At 62.1% G+C, this 15,085-nt stretch carries 17 protein-coding genes and 2 pseudogenes; 6 read left to right on the plus strand and 13 right to left on the minus strand.

The genetic code is table 11. The annotated features are described in order from the left end of the window. Positions 1-6: 6 nt before the first annotated feature. The 7 genes from ACEW8Q_RS06695 to ACEW8Q_RS06725 form a co-directional block, all read right to left on the minus strand. A complete protein-coding gene (locus tag ACEW8Q_RS06695; RefSeq protein ID WP_373503277.1) occupies positions 7-603 on the minus strand; it encodes a hypothetical protein in 597 nt (198 codons plus the stop codon). A gap of 71 nt (positions 604-674) precedes the next feature. After that, positions 675-1,265 carry an EF-hand domain-containing protein gene (locus ACEW8Q_RS06700; RefSeq protein WP_373503278.1) on the minus strand — a complete coding sequence of 197 codons (591 nt, stop codon included), beginning with the start codon at positions 1,263-1,265 and terminating at the stop codon, positions 675-677. Positions 1,266-1,350: 85 nt separating this feature from the next. Next, positions 1,351-2,526 carry a VWA domain-containing protein gene (locus tag ACEW8Q_RS06705; protein ID WP_373503279.1) on the minus strand — a complete coding sequence of 392 codons (1,176 nt, stop codon included), beginning with the start codon at positions 2,524-2,526 and terminating at the stop codon, positions 1,351-1,353. Next, positions 2,526-2,873 carry a hypothetical protein gene (locus tag ACEW8Q_RS06710; RefSeq protein ID WP_373503280.1) on the minus strand — a complete coding sequence of 116 codons (348 nt, stop codon included), beginning with the start codon at positions 2,871-2,873 and terminating at the stop codon, positions 2,526-2,528. Before ACEW8Q_RS06710 ends, ACEW8Q_RS06705 begins: the two co-directional genes overlap by 1 nt. Then, complete coding sequence (locus ACEW8Q_RS06715; protein ID WP_373503281.1) at positions 2,870-3,901, minus strand: YcjF family protein; 1,032 nt, start codon at positions 3,899-3,901, stop codon at positions 2,870-2,872. Before ACEW8Q_RS06715 ends, ACEW8Q_RS06710 begins: the two co-directional genes overlap by 4 nt. Then, on the minus strand, positions 3,898-5,358 hold the full coding sequence (locus ACEW8Q_RS06720; RefSeq protein ID WP_373503294.1) for a YcjX family protein: 1,461 nt from the start codon (positions 5,356-5,358) through the stop codon (positions 3,898-3,900). Before ACEW8Q_RS06720 ends, ACEW8Q_RS06715 begins: the two co-directional genes overlap by 4 nt. 37 nt (positions 5,359-5,395) lie before the next feature. Continuing rightward, complete coding sequence (locus tag ACEW8Q_RS06725) at positions 5,396-5,974, minus strand: histidine phosphatase family protein (RefSeq protein ID WP_373503282.1); 579 nt, start codon at positions 5,972-5,974, stop codon at positions 5,396-5,398. A 97-nt stretch (positions 5,975-6,071) separates the two neighbouring features. Between ACEW8Q_RS06725 and ACEW8Q_RS06730 the strand changes: the two genes are divergently transcribed. Beyond that, positions 6,072-7,310, plus strand: a complete 1,239-nt coding sequence (locus ACEW8Q_RS06730) for a pilus assembly protein TadG-related protein (protein WP_373503283.1) — start codon at positions 6,072-6,074, stop codon at positions 7,308-7,310. On the opposite strand, the gene metA is transcribed toward ACEW8Q_RS06730, so the two are convergent. Together metA and ACEW8Q_RS06740 are read right to left on the minus strand one after the other, a co-directional pair. Next, positions 7,311-8,228 (minus strand): homoserine O-succinyltransferase, encoded by a 918-nt coding sequence (gene metA / locus ACEW8Q_RS06735; protein WP_373503284.1) that lies wholly within the window; start codon positions 8,226-8,228, stop codon positions 7,311-7,313. A 5-nt stretch (positions 8,229-8,233) separates the two neighbouring features. Beyond that, positions 8,234-9,097, minus strand: a complete 864-nt coding sequence (locus ACEW8Q_RS06740) for an ATPase (protein WP_373503285.1) — start codon at positions 9,095-9,097, stop codon at positions 8,234-8,236. 99 nt (positions 9,098-9,196) lie between these two features. Here ACEW8Q_RS06740 and ACEW8Q_RS06745 point away from each other — a divergent pair, with 99 nt between their 5' ends. Together ACEW8Q_RS06745 and ACEW8Q_RS06750 are read left to right on the plus strand one after the other, a co-directional pair. After that, on the plus strand, positions 9,197-10,483 hold the full coding sequence (locus ACEW8Q_RS06745; protein ID WP_373503286.1) for an NAD(P)/FAD-dependent oxidoreductase: 1,287 nt from the start codon (positions 9,197-9,199) through the stop codon (positions 10,481-10,483). A gap of 1 nt (position 10,484) precedes the next feature. Continuing rightward, positions 10,485-11,780, plus strand: coding sequence for an NAD(P)/FAD-dependent oxidoreductase (locus tag ACEW8Q_RS06750; protein WP_373503287.1), 1,296 nt, complete (start codon positions 10,485-10,487; stop codon positions 11,778-11,780). Positions 11,781-11,910: 130 nt separating this feature from the next. On the opposite strand, the gene ACEW8Q_RS06755 is transcribed toward ACEW8Q_RS06750, so the two are convergent. From ACEW8Q_RS06755 to ACEW8Q_RS06765, 3 genes are all read right to left on the minus strand, one after another. After that, entirely contained in the window at positions 11,911-12,504 is a 594-nt protein-coding gene (locus ACEW8Q_RS06755) for an ankyrin repeat domain-containing protein (RefSeq protein WP_373503288.1), read from the minus strand. A gap of 88 nt (positions 12,505-12,592) precedes the next feature. Further along, on the minus strand, positions 12,593-12,745 hold the full coding sequence (locus ACEW8Q_RS06760; RefSeq protein WP_373503289.1) for a hypothetical protein: 153 nt from the start codon (positions 12,743-12,745) through the stop codon (positions 12,593-12,595). A gap of 10 nt (positions 12,746-12,755) precedes the next feature. Further along, positions 12,756-13,604, minus strand: a complete 849-nt coding sequence (locus ACEW8Q_RS06765) for an AAA family ATPase (RefSeq protein WP_373503290.1) — start codon at positions 13,602-13,604, stop codon at positions 12,756-12,758. A gap of 208 nt (positions 13,605-13,812) precedes the next feature. Here ACEW8Q_RS06765 and dksA point away from each other — a divergent pair, with 208 nt between their 5' ends. Both dksA and ACEW8Q_RS06775 read left to right on the plus strand, forming a co-directional pair. Then, the gene (gene dksA / locus ACEW8Q_RS06770; RefSeq protein WP_373503291.1) at positions 13,813-14,229 is read left to right on the plus strand and encodes an RNA polymerase-binding protein DksA; all 417 of its coding nucleotides are present in this window, start codon (positions 13,813-13,815) and stop codon (positions 14,227-14,229) included. 70 nt (positions 14,230-14,299) lie between these two features. Next, a complete protein-coding gene (locus tag ACEW8Q_RS06775) occupies positions 14,300-14,569 on the plus strand; it encodes a hypothetical protein (protein ID WP_373503292.1) in 270 nt (89 codons plus the stop codon). Between the two features lie 12 nt (positions 14,570-14,581). Here the strand turns inward: ACEW8Q_RS06775 and ACEW8Q_RS06780 are convergent. After that, positions 14,582-14,707 (minus strand): annotated as a pseudogene (locus ACEW8Q_RS06780) (adenine deaminase C-terminal domain-containing protein); the annotation flags it as partial. A gap of 66 nt (positions 14,708-14,773) precedes the next feature. On the opposite strand from ACEW8Q_RS06780, the pseudogene ACEW8Q_RS06785 reads away from it, so the two are divergent. Continuing rightward, positions 14,774-15,075, plus strand: a pseudogene (locus tag ACEW8Q_RS06785) (transposase); the annotation flags it as partial. Positions 15,076-15,085: the final 10 nt, after the last annotated feature.

Consider the following 15,085-nt stretch of genomic DNA (forward strand, 5'->3'; position numbering starts at 1 on the left):
ATCCATTTATCGCTCTTGCGATGATGAATGCGCAGTTAAGGGCGGCAGGACATTTCGAGGGATGGCAGGAGGCACAAAGTGGCGTGGCCGGTTCTTCCTGATCCAGGCGATGGCGAGCGGTACAAGAAATGCCAGCAGGGCGAGCTTCACCGCGATCAGCCCGGTGAGCGGCAACCCGATGGAGAGGAGCACCATGCCAAGGAAAATCAAACCAAGCGTCATTGCGGCTAAGCTGGCCAGCCAGCGAAAGGAGGTGGCACCCGCCTCGAAACGGCAGCCGGGATTTTCTTGCGACACGCGCCGCACGAGTTCGCGGATGAAGGGAACATAGGCGTCCGCCTGATCGGGGAAGTTCATCGGCCCCGCATAAGTGGTGGAGACGATTGCTTCCGTCCCGCCTCCGGATGCGGCGACATGGCACGCAAAACGGAACCGGTCGGCGCGGGTGGCCGCCCATTCGAGGCGAAGGGACGCAATCTCGCCGAAACCGATGTGCCCGGACGCATCTGCCGATTTCCATGCAAGCCCCGAAGGTTCGATGGACCAGGTGCGTTCCGGCTCGAAGGCATTTCGACGAACTGTGTAGCGGGGAACGGCGAGCATGAGCGTCAGACTAACCCCGTGCTCCCCAAAGGCAAGAGGCCCGGGATATATCCCGGGCCACTCATGTCAGATCAGGGGTTGGCGGGTGCCGCCGGAGCGCTGTCATCCGAGCCGGACGCGCCGCCGTCATCGTTCATCATGCCCTGGCCCATTCCTTGGCCCATGCCCTTGCCGTGGCCCATGCGATCGCCACGCTTGTGGCCGCGGCCTTCACCTCGCCTGGAGCGGTCTTCCTTGCTGAGGGCGCCATCGCCGTTGCGGTCGCGGTTGGCCACCATGTCCGAGAGCGGCAGGAGGTATTCGTCAACCGTGACTTGCGCATTGCCGTCGCGGTCGAAGAACTGGAACTCGCGCACCATTTCTGCGTTGCGGGCCTTCAGCCAGAGGTTCCTGAACTCGTCGAGCGAGAGCGTGCCGTTCTTGTCGGCATCGAACTCGGCCTGCCATTGCGTGCGGTTCTGGTTGATCTCGTCCTGGGTCAGCTTGCCGTCCTTGTTGGCGTCATAGCGTTCCATCATTCCGGCCATCTGGCCGCCATGGCCCATGCCGCCGTGTCCCATTCCGTGTCCGCCCTTCATGCCGGCATTGGCGAGGCCAGCGACAGCGCCGACAGCGAGGATGGCCGCGCCGCCTGCAATCCACATCTTGGTTTTCTTCTGCATGATCGTCTCCATTGCTTGTTCGATAGCCATAAGACGCTGCAACCATGGCATTCCGTCTGCCGGAAAGATGAATTCGCCGTAATGATCAGCGCGTGAGGTCACGCATGGCGCGATCGAGGCCTTCTAGCGTCAACGGAAACATGCGTCCGTCGAAGGTGCGGCTGACGAGGCCGATCGAGGGCGAGTAGCTCCAATACTTCTCGGACGATGGGTTGACCCAGATGGATTTCGGATACGTTGCCGCGATGCGCTGCAGCCAGGTGAGGCCAGGTTCCTCGTTCCAGTGTTCGACGGAACCGCCGGTAGCCGTGAGTTCGAAGGGGCTCATGGAGGCGTCGCCCACGAAGATGACCTTGTAGTCGTGCGGATAGGTGTGGAGCAGCTTCCAGGTGTCGATGCGCTCGGCAGTGCGGCGCCGGTTGTTCTTCCACACGCTCTCGTAGATGCAATTGTGGAAGTAGAAGTATTCCATGTGCTTGAACTCGGCGCGTGCCGCCGAGAACAGTTCCTCGCAGACCTTGATGTGCGGGTCCATGGAACCGCCGACATCGAAGAAGATGAGAACCTTCACCGTGTTGCGTCGCTCCGGCACCAGCTTCACATCGAGCCAGCCCTGCCGCGCGGTGGAGCGGATGGTATCGTCGAGATCCAGTTCCTCAGCCGCACCTTCGCGGGCAAATTTCCGCAGGCGGCGGAGTGCCAGCTTGATGTTGCGGGTGCCGAGTTCGACCGTATCGTCGAGATCCTTGAAGTCGCGGCGGTCCCATACTTTTAACGCGGAATTGTTGCGGTTCTTGTCCTGGCCGATGCGGACGCCCGCCGGATTGTAGCCATGGGCGCCGAAGGGCGAGGTGCCGGCGGTGCCCACCCACTTGCTGCCACCCTGATGGCGGCCCTTCTGTTCTTCCAGCCGCTTCCTCAACTCTTCAAGAATCTTTTCGAGGCCGCCCAGCGCCTGCACCTGCTTCTTTTCTTCCTCGGTGAGATGCTTCTCCGCGAGCTTCCGCAGCCATTCCTCGGGGATTTCGGCGATCAGCGCATCGCCCGTATTGGCGATACCCTTGAAGACGGAGCCGAAGACGCGGTCGAAGCGGTCGAGGTTGCGTTCGTCCTTCACCAGCGCGGTGCGCGAGAGGTAGTAGAATTCTTCCGTCGAATAGGCGGCAAGGCCCTCCTTCAGGGCCTCGATGAGGGTCAGGTATTCCTTGAGCGAAACCGGAACGCCGGCACCGCGCAATTCCGAAAAGAAGGTCAGGAACATCAGGGATCACCCGACAGGATCACAGGATAGCCGGTGCGCGCAGCTTCCTTTGGCGCCTTCTCGCAGAAGGCGTCGCGGCCCTGCTTCACCTCGTGCAGGAAGTCCTCGTAGAAGGCGTTGAGCGGACGCGACAGCATGGAGGCGAGTCCCGCGATGTCGTATTCGTGGAAGTGGAGCAAGAGGGTTTCCTTCACGCCCGCGTCCACCCTGAACCGGCCCTCGCAGTAATCCTCTGTCACGTCGAGCAGGGCGACGGCCATGGCGATCCGGGTTCCGCGGTTTTCGATGGCGCCCGCGGGCAGTGCAAGCATCGCGAGAGCCAGGATGGCGAGGGCGGTTGGCTTCATTCCGGCTTCTGCCCCTCGGCTGACGACACGAGTTCCTTCATCAGGCTTCCGAGCGTTTCTTTCGCAGAGGTTTCCTGCGGGATGGGGCGGCAGACGTCGCGGGCCGCGAGGCCGACGCGGGCTGTGAGGATGCCGTTGACGGCACCCTCGCCGAAGCGCGCGGAGAGCCTGCCGAGCAACCCCTTGCCGACGACATGCTGGATCAGGTTGTCGGAGAGCGCGATGCCGCCCGTGACGGCAAGGTGGCTGATGACCATGCGCGCAAGGCGGATGGTGGCGAGGGTCGAGGGACGGCCACCATAGAGCGTCGCGAGTTCGCGCATCATGCGGAGATTCTGGGCGGCGACGAAGAGGATGTCGAGCGCGGGCGTGGGCGCCACCGTCGTCAGGAAGGTGATGCGGCGCGCGGCATGGGCAATGATGCGATGCGCCTCGCCGTCTCGCCACTCGACAAGATGGCGCTCCGCCAGCCGCATGCGGTCGCGGCCATCCATGATGTCGGCGTCATATTGCTTCAGCTCCTTCAGGCCCAATGCCGCGTCGGCACGGCCGGCATAGAGCGATTGAAGCTGCGAGACGGCGCGCTTGGCGGCGGCGGCGTCGTCGGTGTTGATGGCGTGGGCGGCATCGGTCTGGATATGCTCGATGCGGCGGAGCCTCGCCAGCGCCCAGACCTCGCGCAGGATAATCGCCAATGCCGCGAGGCCCGCAATGGTGGCGACGCCCAGCGCGATCCAGCCCAAGGCTGGCGCGCGGGCGAAGTAATCCTCGATCAACTGGGTGATGGCGAGGCCAGCCCAGAGGGTGACCAACGTGAAGAGGGCGCCGATGAGGATCGATCCCCAGCGAATGCTGCGGGGCGACGGCAGCGGTGTGGGCGGCATCACGATCAGTTCGCCCTCGTCTATCTCGGGCTCGAAGGTGATGCCGGTGATGGCACGTGGCTTGCGCTTTGGTTCGTCCGACTTGGTCTTCTCCTCAGGCTCGTCGATGACGAAGGCCTTCGGCGGTCTCTGGCCTTCACTCATGCGAAACGGTCTCCCAGCAGGAATTCCATGGCCCGGTCAAGCCGGATGTGGGGATAGGCGCCATCCTTCGGCAGGGGCGGGCGGAAGCGCACGAACCTGAGGCTTCCTTCCAGCGAGCCATCGAGCGCCTTGGCGGCATCACCCGGAAGATCGCCCGGGAATATCGCGGCCTCGGTATTGCCGTCGAAGCGTGTTGTGCCCAAGGCCTCACCGGCAAGCGGCGTGCCGACGATGCACTCGAGCGTCTCGCCCTTCTGCCTCACGCTGGCCTCGCGCGTGGCGCGGATCGCGGCAAGTGCTGCGACGTCGATCCCGGCACCCGTATACTCCGCGCGGGTCATCGCATCTTCCACGATGAGCTTCAAAAGGTTCTCCAGCCGGTCGTGACTGGTGTGGTGAAGCAGGTCGGCCTTGGTGGCGGCAAACAGGATGCGGTCGATGCGGCGGCCCAGCATGGCGGAGAAGATCGAGTTCGAGCCTTGCCGGAAGCAGGTGAGGATTTGCGTGAGCGCGGTCTGCAGGTCCATGACCGCGCTGGCGCCGGCATTGAGTGCTGTGAGTGCATCGACCAGCACGATCTGCCGGTCCAGTCTTGCGAAGTGGCCGAAGAAGAAGGGCTTCACGATGGTCGAGACATAGGACTGGTAGCGCCGCTCCATGAGCGCGCCCAGCGAACCGCGTGGAAGGTTCGTGTCCGGAGCAATGTCGAGCGGTGCGAAAGCCAGCAGCGGCGAGCCCTTGTAATCACCCGGCATGAGGAAGCGGCCAGGCGGCAAGGTCGAAAGCGAGACGTCATCCTGGCGGCAGCGCGCGAGGTAAGCGGTGAAGACTTCAGAGGAGGCGATTGCGTCATGCTCGTCAGCAGGCTTCAGCGGATCGAGCGAAGCCAATAGCCGGTGCCACTCTCCGGCATGTGCAAGCCGCGGCGGCACGCGGCTTGCGGCCACGGTCGCGGCAGACCATTCAGCATAGCTCATGCGCATCAGCGGCAGGTCGAGCAGCCATTCGCCGGGATAATCCACAATGTCGATGTGAAGCTTGCCGCTGCCGAGATTGCGGGCGATGAGACCGCGGGGCGAATACTCCGCCGTGATGCGAAGCTGGCTGATACGGCTGGTGCTCTCTGGCCAATGGCGGTCTTCGCCCGAAAGCGCCTTGAGGTGCTGTTCGTAGGAAAAGCGCGGCAGGCTGTCGTCGGGCTGGGGCTCGAGATAGCAGCGCGTGATGCGGCCCTGTGCCAAGGCCTCGAAAGCAGGAAACCGCCCGCCTTTCAGAAGTGCGTGGACAAGGGCGGTGATGAACACGGTCTTTCCCGCCCGAGACAGGCCCGTGACGCCCAGCCTGATGGTGGGGCTGACGATACCGGTGGCGAAATCCGCAAGTCCCCCGGCGGCTATGCGCGTTCCGTCGAGTATGTCTGAAAACTTCACGATTTGAGCGATCCCATAGCGCCCCATAAGTGGTGGCAATCGGCGTCCATGGCAAGCGGAACCGTCACTTTTTCAGGACGTCCCTGGGCCGGATGAAACGGGCAATCCCGCCTTTGCCGTCCGCGAGTTCGGCCCAGTCCTCAAGCTCGAAGTCAAGAATGGCCAGGGCCGTCGTGGGAAATTTCCGTGCGATCGCCTGCCGCTGCGCCGGGTCGCCGGGTCCCCCGAGACGCAAAGCCAGTTGCTGCAGGGCAGGGTTGTGGCCGACGAGCATGAGGCGGTGCGATTTGCCGCCATGCCGCTGGATGATCTCAAGCAGCGCGCTGCCGTCGCCGAAGTCATAAAGACCTTCGATGGTTTCCGGGGAGATATCCTGGGGGAAGCTTGCCGCCACAAGACGCAGCGTGTCACTCGCGCGGCGGGCGGGGGAACACAGTATGCGATCCGGGACAAGCCCTGACCTGGCCATCTCACCGCCCATTGCAGTTGCCGCCGCGATCCCCCGCAAGGCCAGCGGACGGTCGATGTCGGCAAGCGCGGAATTATCCCAGCTCGATTTGCCGTGACGGAGGAGAAGGAGGCTGCGCTGTTGCCTTGATGATTTCATGACCAAGAACTCCATAACCCTTGCCGGCGTCTTCATGGAAACGCGGAACCCTTCAAACTTTACATGTTTCAGCAAGGGTTCGGCGATGTTTTAGGTTCAAGTTGAACAAAATTTTGGTCAGGGAATCCGTACCATGATGAAAACGCTGAAGTCTCTGTTCCGGAGTGAGAGCGGGCAGCTTTCGGTCATGTTTGCGCTGTCGGCCGTTCCGCTTCTCATCGCCATCGGCTCGGCCGTCGACTATGTCCGGATCTATGACACGCGCACAAAGCTTCAGGCTGCGGTGGACGGCGCCGCACTCGCTGCCGCCATGGCGGAAGATCGCAACGACGGCCAGCGCTGGGTGATGGCGAAGAACTACTTCAAGTCCAATTTCAGTGCTGCCCATGACAGCGAAATCACTATCGATGTCAAGGTCACGACGAAGCGCGTTGCCGTAACCGTGAACTATGAACAGCCGACGTCGCTGCTCGCACTTGCAGGTATCAAGTCCACGGAAATCAGTGTGACAGGTGAAGTGCTGCGCGCCGGCGAAAGCTGGGCCGAGGTCGTCATGGTCCTCGACTACTCGGGCTCCATGAAGGACAACGACAAGTACAAGCGCATGGCGGAGGCCGCCACCACCATGGTCGATTCGCTCAGCAGTTCGATCGAAGAAGGGCATCTCAAGATCGGTCTCGTGCCATTCTCGGCCATGGTCCATACTTCGATGCCGTCGTCATATGTCACACAATGGTCCGCGGACTCGACGTGGACCGGCTGCACGCAGGATCGCAAGTACCCCTACAACACGACGGTGGACACGCCGGTGAGCGGCAACTCCGACACCAAGTGGGGTTACTATGACAATACATCTGAGAATTCGGGTAGCTACGCCTGCTCGGCCTACCAGAGCAAGAATCTGAAAATCCTGCCGTTGACAAATGACATGGAGGCGGTGAAGGCGAAGCTCGACGGCATGCGCCCGTTGGGCAACACAAACATTCCGCTTGGCGCCGCGTTCGGCTGGAACCTGCTCGATCCCGCAGCCCCTTACACCGAAGCTGTGCCCTACACTGACAAGAAGACCCACAAGTATCTCATCCTCCTGACGGACGGCGTGCAGACCTCCAAGCAGTGGGGTTCCGGAAATTCGCGCAGTGTGCAGAAGGGCAACGAGAACCTCGTGAAGATCTGCGCCGGCATGGCCAATGCCGGAATCACCGTCTTCACGGTTGCCTACGACATCACCGATCCGAAGGTGACGACCTTGCTGAAGAATTGCGGCGGCGAGCGCTACTATGAACCGGACGTGAGCAGTTCCGGCATCACTGAAGTGTTCGCCGCCATCACCGAAGAAATCAACAAGCAGATCATCCGCCTGGCGCGCTGATCAGGTTCCAATCTTCGACATGTCGAAGGGCGTCGTCTGGTAGAGTTCGTTGATCCAGTTGCCGAAGAGCAGGTGCGCGTGGCTGCGCCAGCGGTTTTCCGGCGGCCTCGCCGGATCGTTTCCGGGGAAGTATTTGGCCGGAAGCTCGATCGGCTTTCCCGCCGACGTGTCGCGGAAGTACTCGTCGCCCAGCGAATTGGTGTCGTACTCGATGTGGTTGAACATGTAGAGCGAGCGCCGGCGTGGATCGTTGATGAGGCATAGTCCCGCCTCATCCGATTCCATCAGGACTTCGAGGCCCTTGTCCGCGGGCAGATCGGCGCGATGGTTCTCTGTCCAGCGCGACACGGGGATCGAGAAATCATCCGAGAAACCCCGAAGGAAAGGCGAGGCCGGCTTCAGATTCTTGTGATTGTAGACGCCGAAGGCCTTTTTCGGCAGCGTGTGCTTGGGCACCTTGTGGAAGTGATAGAGAGCGGCCTGCGCGCCCCAGCAGATGTTCATCGTCGACTGCACATGGGTCTGCGTCCAGTCATAGATGCGCGACAGTTCGGGCCAGTAGGTCACGTCCTCGAAGTCGAGCAGTTCTACGGGAGCGCCGGTGACGATGAAGCCATCGAACTTCTGGCCCTTCACGTCTTCCCAGTCCTCGTAGAAGGCGAGCATGTGTTCGGCGGAGGTATTCTTCGGCCTGTGGCTGGTGATCTTGACGAGCGTCAACTCGACTTGCAGTGGCGTTGCACCGATGAGGCGCGCGAATTGCGTCTCGGTCTTGATCTTGTTGGGCATGAGATTGAGAAGGCCGATCCTCAGGGGGCGGATGTCCTGCCGGGCGGCGGAGGCTTCCGTCATCACCATCACGCCCTCGGTTTCGAGCGTATGGCGGGCGGGGAGATCGTTCGGAATGCGGATGGGCATATGTCTTACTGCTTCTGGTCGATTGCGTCTGCGACAAGCGCGGTGAAGTCCTCGACGGACTGGACAGCGGGGATGTCACGCATTCGGACCGTGTAGCCGAAGTTGTCGGCAATCGCCTTGTAGAGCGGGATGCGGTGATGGAGGATCTGCTCGAAGCCCCAGACGGCGAAACCGTCGGGGTCGACCTGGTCGTCCCTGGTGATGTCATGCAGCGCCTTGTATTCGGCCCACTTCTTCTCGAGAAAATGCGGCTCGTAATACATCGGTTTCGGGTGCTTGCGGAAGCGCTCCACCAGCATGCGCGTATGTTCGGGCGTGCCTTCTATGTAGAGGAGCAGCGTGTTCTCCGCGAGACACGACAGGACCGGGTCGAGCGGGTTCGACGGATTGACCACCTCGCACAGGCTGCCACCGGAATCGCAGACGAAATTGCCATACTGGTAGATGTCGCGGGACTTGCCGATGAAGGTTGGCACGTCGAGCAATGCTGCGATCTCCGCTTCGCGATGCTGGCGCTGCCGCGTGCGGTACTCGCTGAATGAAATGCCGCCCTTGTCCGAGTTGCCGGGCTTTCCCAGATAGGTCGACAATGGCTTCAGGTGATCGAAAGTGATGTTCGACTGGATGTGGATCGAATCCGACAGCAGCAGGTCGCGCAGGAAAGGCACCCGCATCGCCTCGCGCTTGAAGTTGTCGACGATGTGCTCACCCATGTAGCGGGTGCCGATGCGGTAATCGACGGAATAGTGATACCAGTCCGAATCCTGCAGCAGATTGGCGAGCGTTGTCTTGCCCACGCCGGACATGCCGAATATGGTGACGGCCTTCTGGGGCCAGTTCGTAAAGTCTTTGCCTGAAGTAAAGCGCATGGGCGCTCCATAGCGGAAGGGATGGGCCTTGAGCAATGGGGCCTTGAGCGATGGGGGGAGCAACATGGACGGGGCGGCTGGCCGGTTTCGGGATAGGACATGATTGACGCGAATTACTCTGAGCAGACCTGGTATGAAGCCACCGCCGACCGGGGTGCACCCCGGCCATCCGTTTCGGGGAAAATCGAGGCCCAGGTCTGCGTGGTGGGCGGCGGGCTCGCGGGCCTCACGACGGCGCTTGAACTGGCGCGGCGTGGCGTGTCTGTCGTGCTGCTCGAGGCCAAGCGCATCGCCTGGGGGGCCTCTGGCCGCAACGGCGGATTTGTCTCCAACGGCTTTGCCGAGGGCATGGATAATGTCGCCGCCAGGGTTGGGCTCGACGCCGCGAAGGCGCTGTACCAGCTCACCCGCCACGGCACCGAATATGTGCGCCGGGAAATCGCCGAGGGCGACCCCACGATCAAGATGGGCGAGGGCTGGCAAGGCTGCATCCGCTATTCGAATGCGGATGTGAAGAAGGCGGCCATCGCCGAAATGGCCCGCAACTATGGGCAGGAGATGCAGTTTCTCGATGTGGCCGAGACGCGGGCGCGGGTGAATACGGAGCGCTATTTCCAGTCCTCCTACGATCCCTCCGCCTTCCACATGCATCCGCTTCGCTATGCCTTGATGATCGCGGCGAAGGCAGAACAAGCCGGTGCCCGGCTGTTCGAGACTTCCCCGGCACTTGCGGTCGAAAGGCAGGGCAGCGGATGGAGCCTGCGCACGAAGGGGGGCGAAGTGCGGGCAGCGCAGGTGGTATACTGCGTTTCGTCGCTCGACCGCTCGATCCATCGCGCCACGGGCCGCGCCATCCTGCCTGTCGCGACCTATGTGGCGGTGACGGAGTCGCTGGTCCAGGATGTGATCCGTACACGGAGCGCCATTTCGGATTCGCGGCGGGCCGGCAATTACTACCGGCTGGTGGAGGAGCGGCTGCTGTGGGGCGGCGCCATCACCACCCGCGTCTCCGAGCCATCGCGCCTTGCCGAGCGGATGAAGGCCGACATGCTCTCGGTGTTCCCGTCGCTGGGTAACCCGAAGATCGATTACGCCTGGGCGGGCCTGATGGGCTACGCGCGCCACTTCATGCCGCTGATCGGTACTGACGGGCAGGGGCAATGGTGGGCCACGGCCTTCGGCGGCCATGGCATGAACACGACCGCGATGGGCGGCATCCTGATGGCGCGGGCGATTGCGGCGAAGGATGACGAGTACCGCCGTTTCACACCGTTTGGACCGCAATGGGCGGGCGGACCCTTCGGGCGCGTGGGTGTTCAGGCCGGTTATTGGTACATGCAATTGAAGGACAGGCTCGACGAGCGCCGGTCCGGAAAGGCGGCCTGACATGGCCTTCGGCAGCAACGTGCTGAGTTCCAACGCATCATTCGACCCCTATTGGTGGCGGGCGGCACCGCATGAGCAGAAGCAGCCGGTGGCGGCGCCGTCGCGGACCGATGTCGCCATCGTGGGCTCAGGCATCACGGGGCTCGTCGCCGCCATTCACCTGGCGCGCGGCGGGCGTCAGGTGACGGTGTTCGAGGCGAAGGAGCCTGGCCATGGCGCATCCACCCGCAACGCGGGCTATGTGGGCCGCACGCTGAAGCACGGTTTCGGCGAGATCATGGAGAAGGAAGGTCTCGACAAGGCGAAGGCCGTCTATGGCGAGTTGATGGATGCCTTCGTCGCGGTGAAGGACACCGTCGAACAGGAAGATATCCAGTGCCACTACAAGCAGCAGGGCCGCCTGCTGCTGGCCACCTCGACTACCATGTACGATGCGATGGCGCGGGAATTCGCGCTCCGTGAAAAGCACCTGGGCGAAAGCTTCGCCACGGTGGATCGCGCGGGCCAGCACGACGAGATTTCGACGGATCACTATTTCGGCGGCGTGAAGATCGAGGACCATGCCGGTCTTCACCCCGGTCTCTACCATCAGGGCCTGCTCGATGCGGCGCGTGATGCGGGCGTCGTCATTTGCGCCTTCACGCCGGTTCTGGGGTTCCGCAAGGAGGCAGAAGGTTTCACCGTCTTCGTGAAGGGCGCGAAGGTCCAGGCCCGCGATGTGATCGTCGCCACCAATGGCTATGGCGGGCGCGAGTGGCCGTGGCTGCAGCGGCGCATCATGCCGTTCCACGCCTATCAGACGGTATCAGCGCCGCTTGGCGAGAACCGGGTGAAGTCGCTGCTGCCCGGCGGCCGGACCTACATCGACTGGAACTTCAACGTCGACTGGATGCGGGAAGCACCGGGCGATCCGACCCGCATCATCTTCGGCGGGCTCACGGGCGAGATCGACGCCGACCTGCGCGTCATGGCCGAGCGCCTGCACCTGCGGCTGCTTCGCGTGTTTCCGGATCTGGCGGACCTGCAGTTCGACCATATGTGGACGGGAAAATGCGCCGGTACCTTCGACATCAACCCGAAGATCGGCTGCCACGACGGCATTCATTACGCGGGCGGCTATTGCTTCGCGGGCGTTCCGATGGGGACGCTGTTCGGGCAGAAGCTGGCGAAGCGCATTCTGGGGCAGTCGGGTGGGGAGAGCGTGTTCGACTCCGAGCCGCCGACGAAGTTCTTCTATCGCGGCAACGCCTGGTTCGTGCCCCATGCCATCAAGTGGTTGAGCCGGGGGGACAGATAGGATTTCCTTCTCCCCTTGCGGGAGAAGGTGCTGAGCGCAGCGAAGCGGATGAGGGGTTGCTCCAAAGGCCCCTCATCCGTCTCGCGCCGTGGGCGCGATCCACCTTCTCCCGCAAGGGGAGAAGGGAAAGTTACTTTGCCCCGGCTTTCTCAAGCATTGTCACCATCTCCGCATAGCCGCGCTGCTTGGCGTGGGTGAGTGGGCTCACGCCCTCGCCGTCCGCGAGGTTCACGTTGGCACCGGCGGCGATCAGTTGCTGCAGGATGTCCTGATGCGTGGGGCCGCCGTCTGAGAGGATGATGGTTTCGAGGAGCGCGGTCCAGCCGAGGCGGTTGACGTGGTCGATGGCGATCTTCGTCTTCAGCAATTCGCGCACGGTTTCGGGGTGGCCATGGTGCGCCGCCGGGATGAGCGCATTGCCGCCGTAGCGGTTGGTGTCGCCAAGGTTGGCCTTTCCGGTGGCGAGGATGAGACGGAGGATGTCGAGGCGGCCTTCGGCTCCGGCATAGAGGAAGGGCGTGTCGGCGATATTGTCCTTGGCGTTGACATCGGCCCCAGCCTCGATCAGCGCCTGAGCGGCGGCGATGGCATTGGCCCGTGTCGCCAAAAGCAGCGGCGTGCGAAGCGATGAGTCTTTCGCGTCGATTTCCGCGCCACCGGCAATGAGCGATGTCACACGGGCCGCGTCATTGGTGGCCGCTGCGATGTGAAGTTCCGTTTCCATGTTGTCCTCTGCCTCAGCAAATCCGGTTGTCGCAGCCGCAAGATATCCCAATGCCAGACCCATGATGCTTCGCCGGGCATATCGCATGTCAGTCACCATCGCCCCCGCCATCGCATGAGAAATCCGACGTGCCGGAGTCCGGGCTGCTGGCGGAGTCCTTCTGGCGTTTCGACTGCAATATTGCAATTGCCCCGATGAGGAAGACCACGGCCAGCGCGGCGAGCAGGATGGTCAGATCCACCCCCACGCTTCTAGTTCCGTCCTTCGCGCCGTGCCATGAAGGCGAGGCGTTCGAAGAGCATCACGTCCTGCTCGTTCTTGAGCAATGCGCCGTGGAGCGGAGGGATCACCTTGCGTGGGTCGCGCTCGCGCAATGTGTCGGGGCCGATGTCCTCGTTCAGCAGAAGCTTCAGCCAGTCGAGAAGCTCGGACGTCGAGGGTTTCTTCTTGAGGCCCGGCACGTCACGGAGTTCAAAGAAGATGTTGAGGGCCTCGGAGACGAGTTGCTTCTTGATGCCGGGGAAGTGCACGTCGACAATCGACTGCATCGTCTCTGGCTCAGGGAACTTGATGTAGTGGAAGAAGCAGCGGCGCAGGAATGCGTCGGGGAGTTCCTTCTCGTTGTTCGAGGTGATGATGACGATGGGGCGGCGCTCGGCCTTGACCGTCGCGCCCGTCTCGTAGACGAAGAACTCCATGCGGTCCAACTCCTGCAGCAGGTCGTTGGGGAATTCGATGTCGGCCTTGTCGATCTCGTCGATCAGCAGCACGGGGCGCTGGGGCGCGGTGAAGGCCTCCCACAGCTTGCCGCGCCGGATGTAGTTGGCGATGTCATGCACGCGCGCGTCGCCCAGCTGCGAATCACGCAGGCGCGCCACGGCATCATACTCGTAAAGGCCCTGCTGGGCCTTGGTGGTGGACTTGACATGCCACTCGAGGATGGGTGCGCCGATGGCGCGCGCGATCTCGCGGGCGAGGACCGTCTTGCCGGTTCCGGGCTCGCCCTTCACCAGTAGGGGCCGTTCGAGAACGATGGCGGCATTGACCGCCATCTTCAGGTCATCGGTCGCCACATAGTCGGCGGTTCCTTCAAAACGCATGCGTGGGGGTCCTTCGCAAGTCCTTCGGATATTCACGACTGCGTTTGCCAGATTTTCACCGCTTTGTGGAAAAAGTCATGAAAATGTCGCGAAATCAGACTGATAGGGGGTTGTGGATGGCCGTAACGTCACCTGATCCAACCTATTGTAGAAGGTGCAGTGTGCCGCTATAAGCCCGCGCCACGAGAGGGTTAATAGAGAGTTCGAGATGGCTGTGGAAGTCGACGAAGACTACAAACCCAGTGACGACGAGCCGTTCATGAATGAACGGCAGAGGGATTATTTCCGTGCCAAGCTGATTGCCTGGAAGGAAGAAATCCTCAAGGAGAGCAAGGAAACCATCGCGCATCTGCAGGATGAGAACCACGTCCTGCCGGATCTGGCGGATCGGGCCTCCTCGGAGACCGACAGGTCGCTGGAACTGCGTACGCGCGACAGGCAGCGCAAGCTGATCTCCAAGATCGATGCGGCGCTGAAGCGAATCGAAGACGGGTCCTACGGGTATTGCGAGGAGACGGGCGAGCCCATCAGCCTTCGCCGTCTCGATGCAAGGCCCATCGCCACGCTGTCGATCGAGGCGCAGGAGCGCCACGAGCGGCGCGAGCGGGTCTACCGCGACGATTGAGGTTAAGGGGGCTGCCTTCGGGTGGCCCCTTGTGTTTCGTGAACTTGATCTTCAGCGAAGGGAAACCGGCATGCGAATCATGATGGTTGCACTGGTGCTTGCTCTCGGTGCCACGCCGGGCCTCGCGGGGCAGGCCGAGGCCAAATCCTGCGCTGGCGGGCTCGATGCCAATTCGCAACTCATCTTCAATGCTGTGCTGCCGCAGATCTCTGCCAGCACCGACTTGCGCGCCGCCGTGACGGATGCAACGAAGTCTCTGGTGATGAGCGGCAAGATCGCCCGCGCCAACGCCCGGCCCGCAGCCACGGCGGCGGGAGAGTGCCTCAAGCTGGCCAAATAGCCGGCGAAACTCTCAGACGAAGAGATCGACCTTCTCGAAAGTACGGACGTCGACGAGGCCCACATCTGAAATCCGGAGTTCGGGAATGACCACCAGCGCCAGCAGGGAATGCTGCATGTAGCCTTTGTTCAGGGGGCAATCCCCCCCCAAAGTAAGGGGCTGCGAAAGTAGAATTTTCTCGGCGAGATGCATGAGGAGATTCAGATGAAGATGACGAGATACAGTGAACCTCAGATCCTTGCGATCCTGCTCCAGGCCGAGGGCGGCATGCCTGTGGGCGAGCTTTGGCGTGAACATGGCATGAGCACGGCGTCGTTTTACAAATGGCGGGCGAAGTATGGCGGCATGCCCTCTCGGGCTTTTGCTTTGCAAAACCCTGCCGGGTGACAGATGCATCGATGATCGCGCAGACCAAGGCGCTTGAGGATGAGAACAGGCGGCTGAAGAAGATGTTTGCCGAGCTCAGCATGCAGAACGAATTGCTGAAGGAAGCCCTTGGAAAAAAGTAGCCGGGCC

The organism is Aestuariivirga sp., from assembly GCF_041738905.1.
Classification (GTDB): Bacteria; Pseudomonadota; Alphaproteobacteria; order Rhizobiales; family Aestuariivirgaceae; genus Aestuariivirga.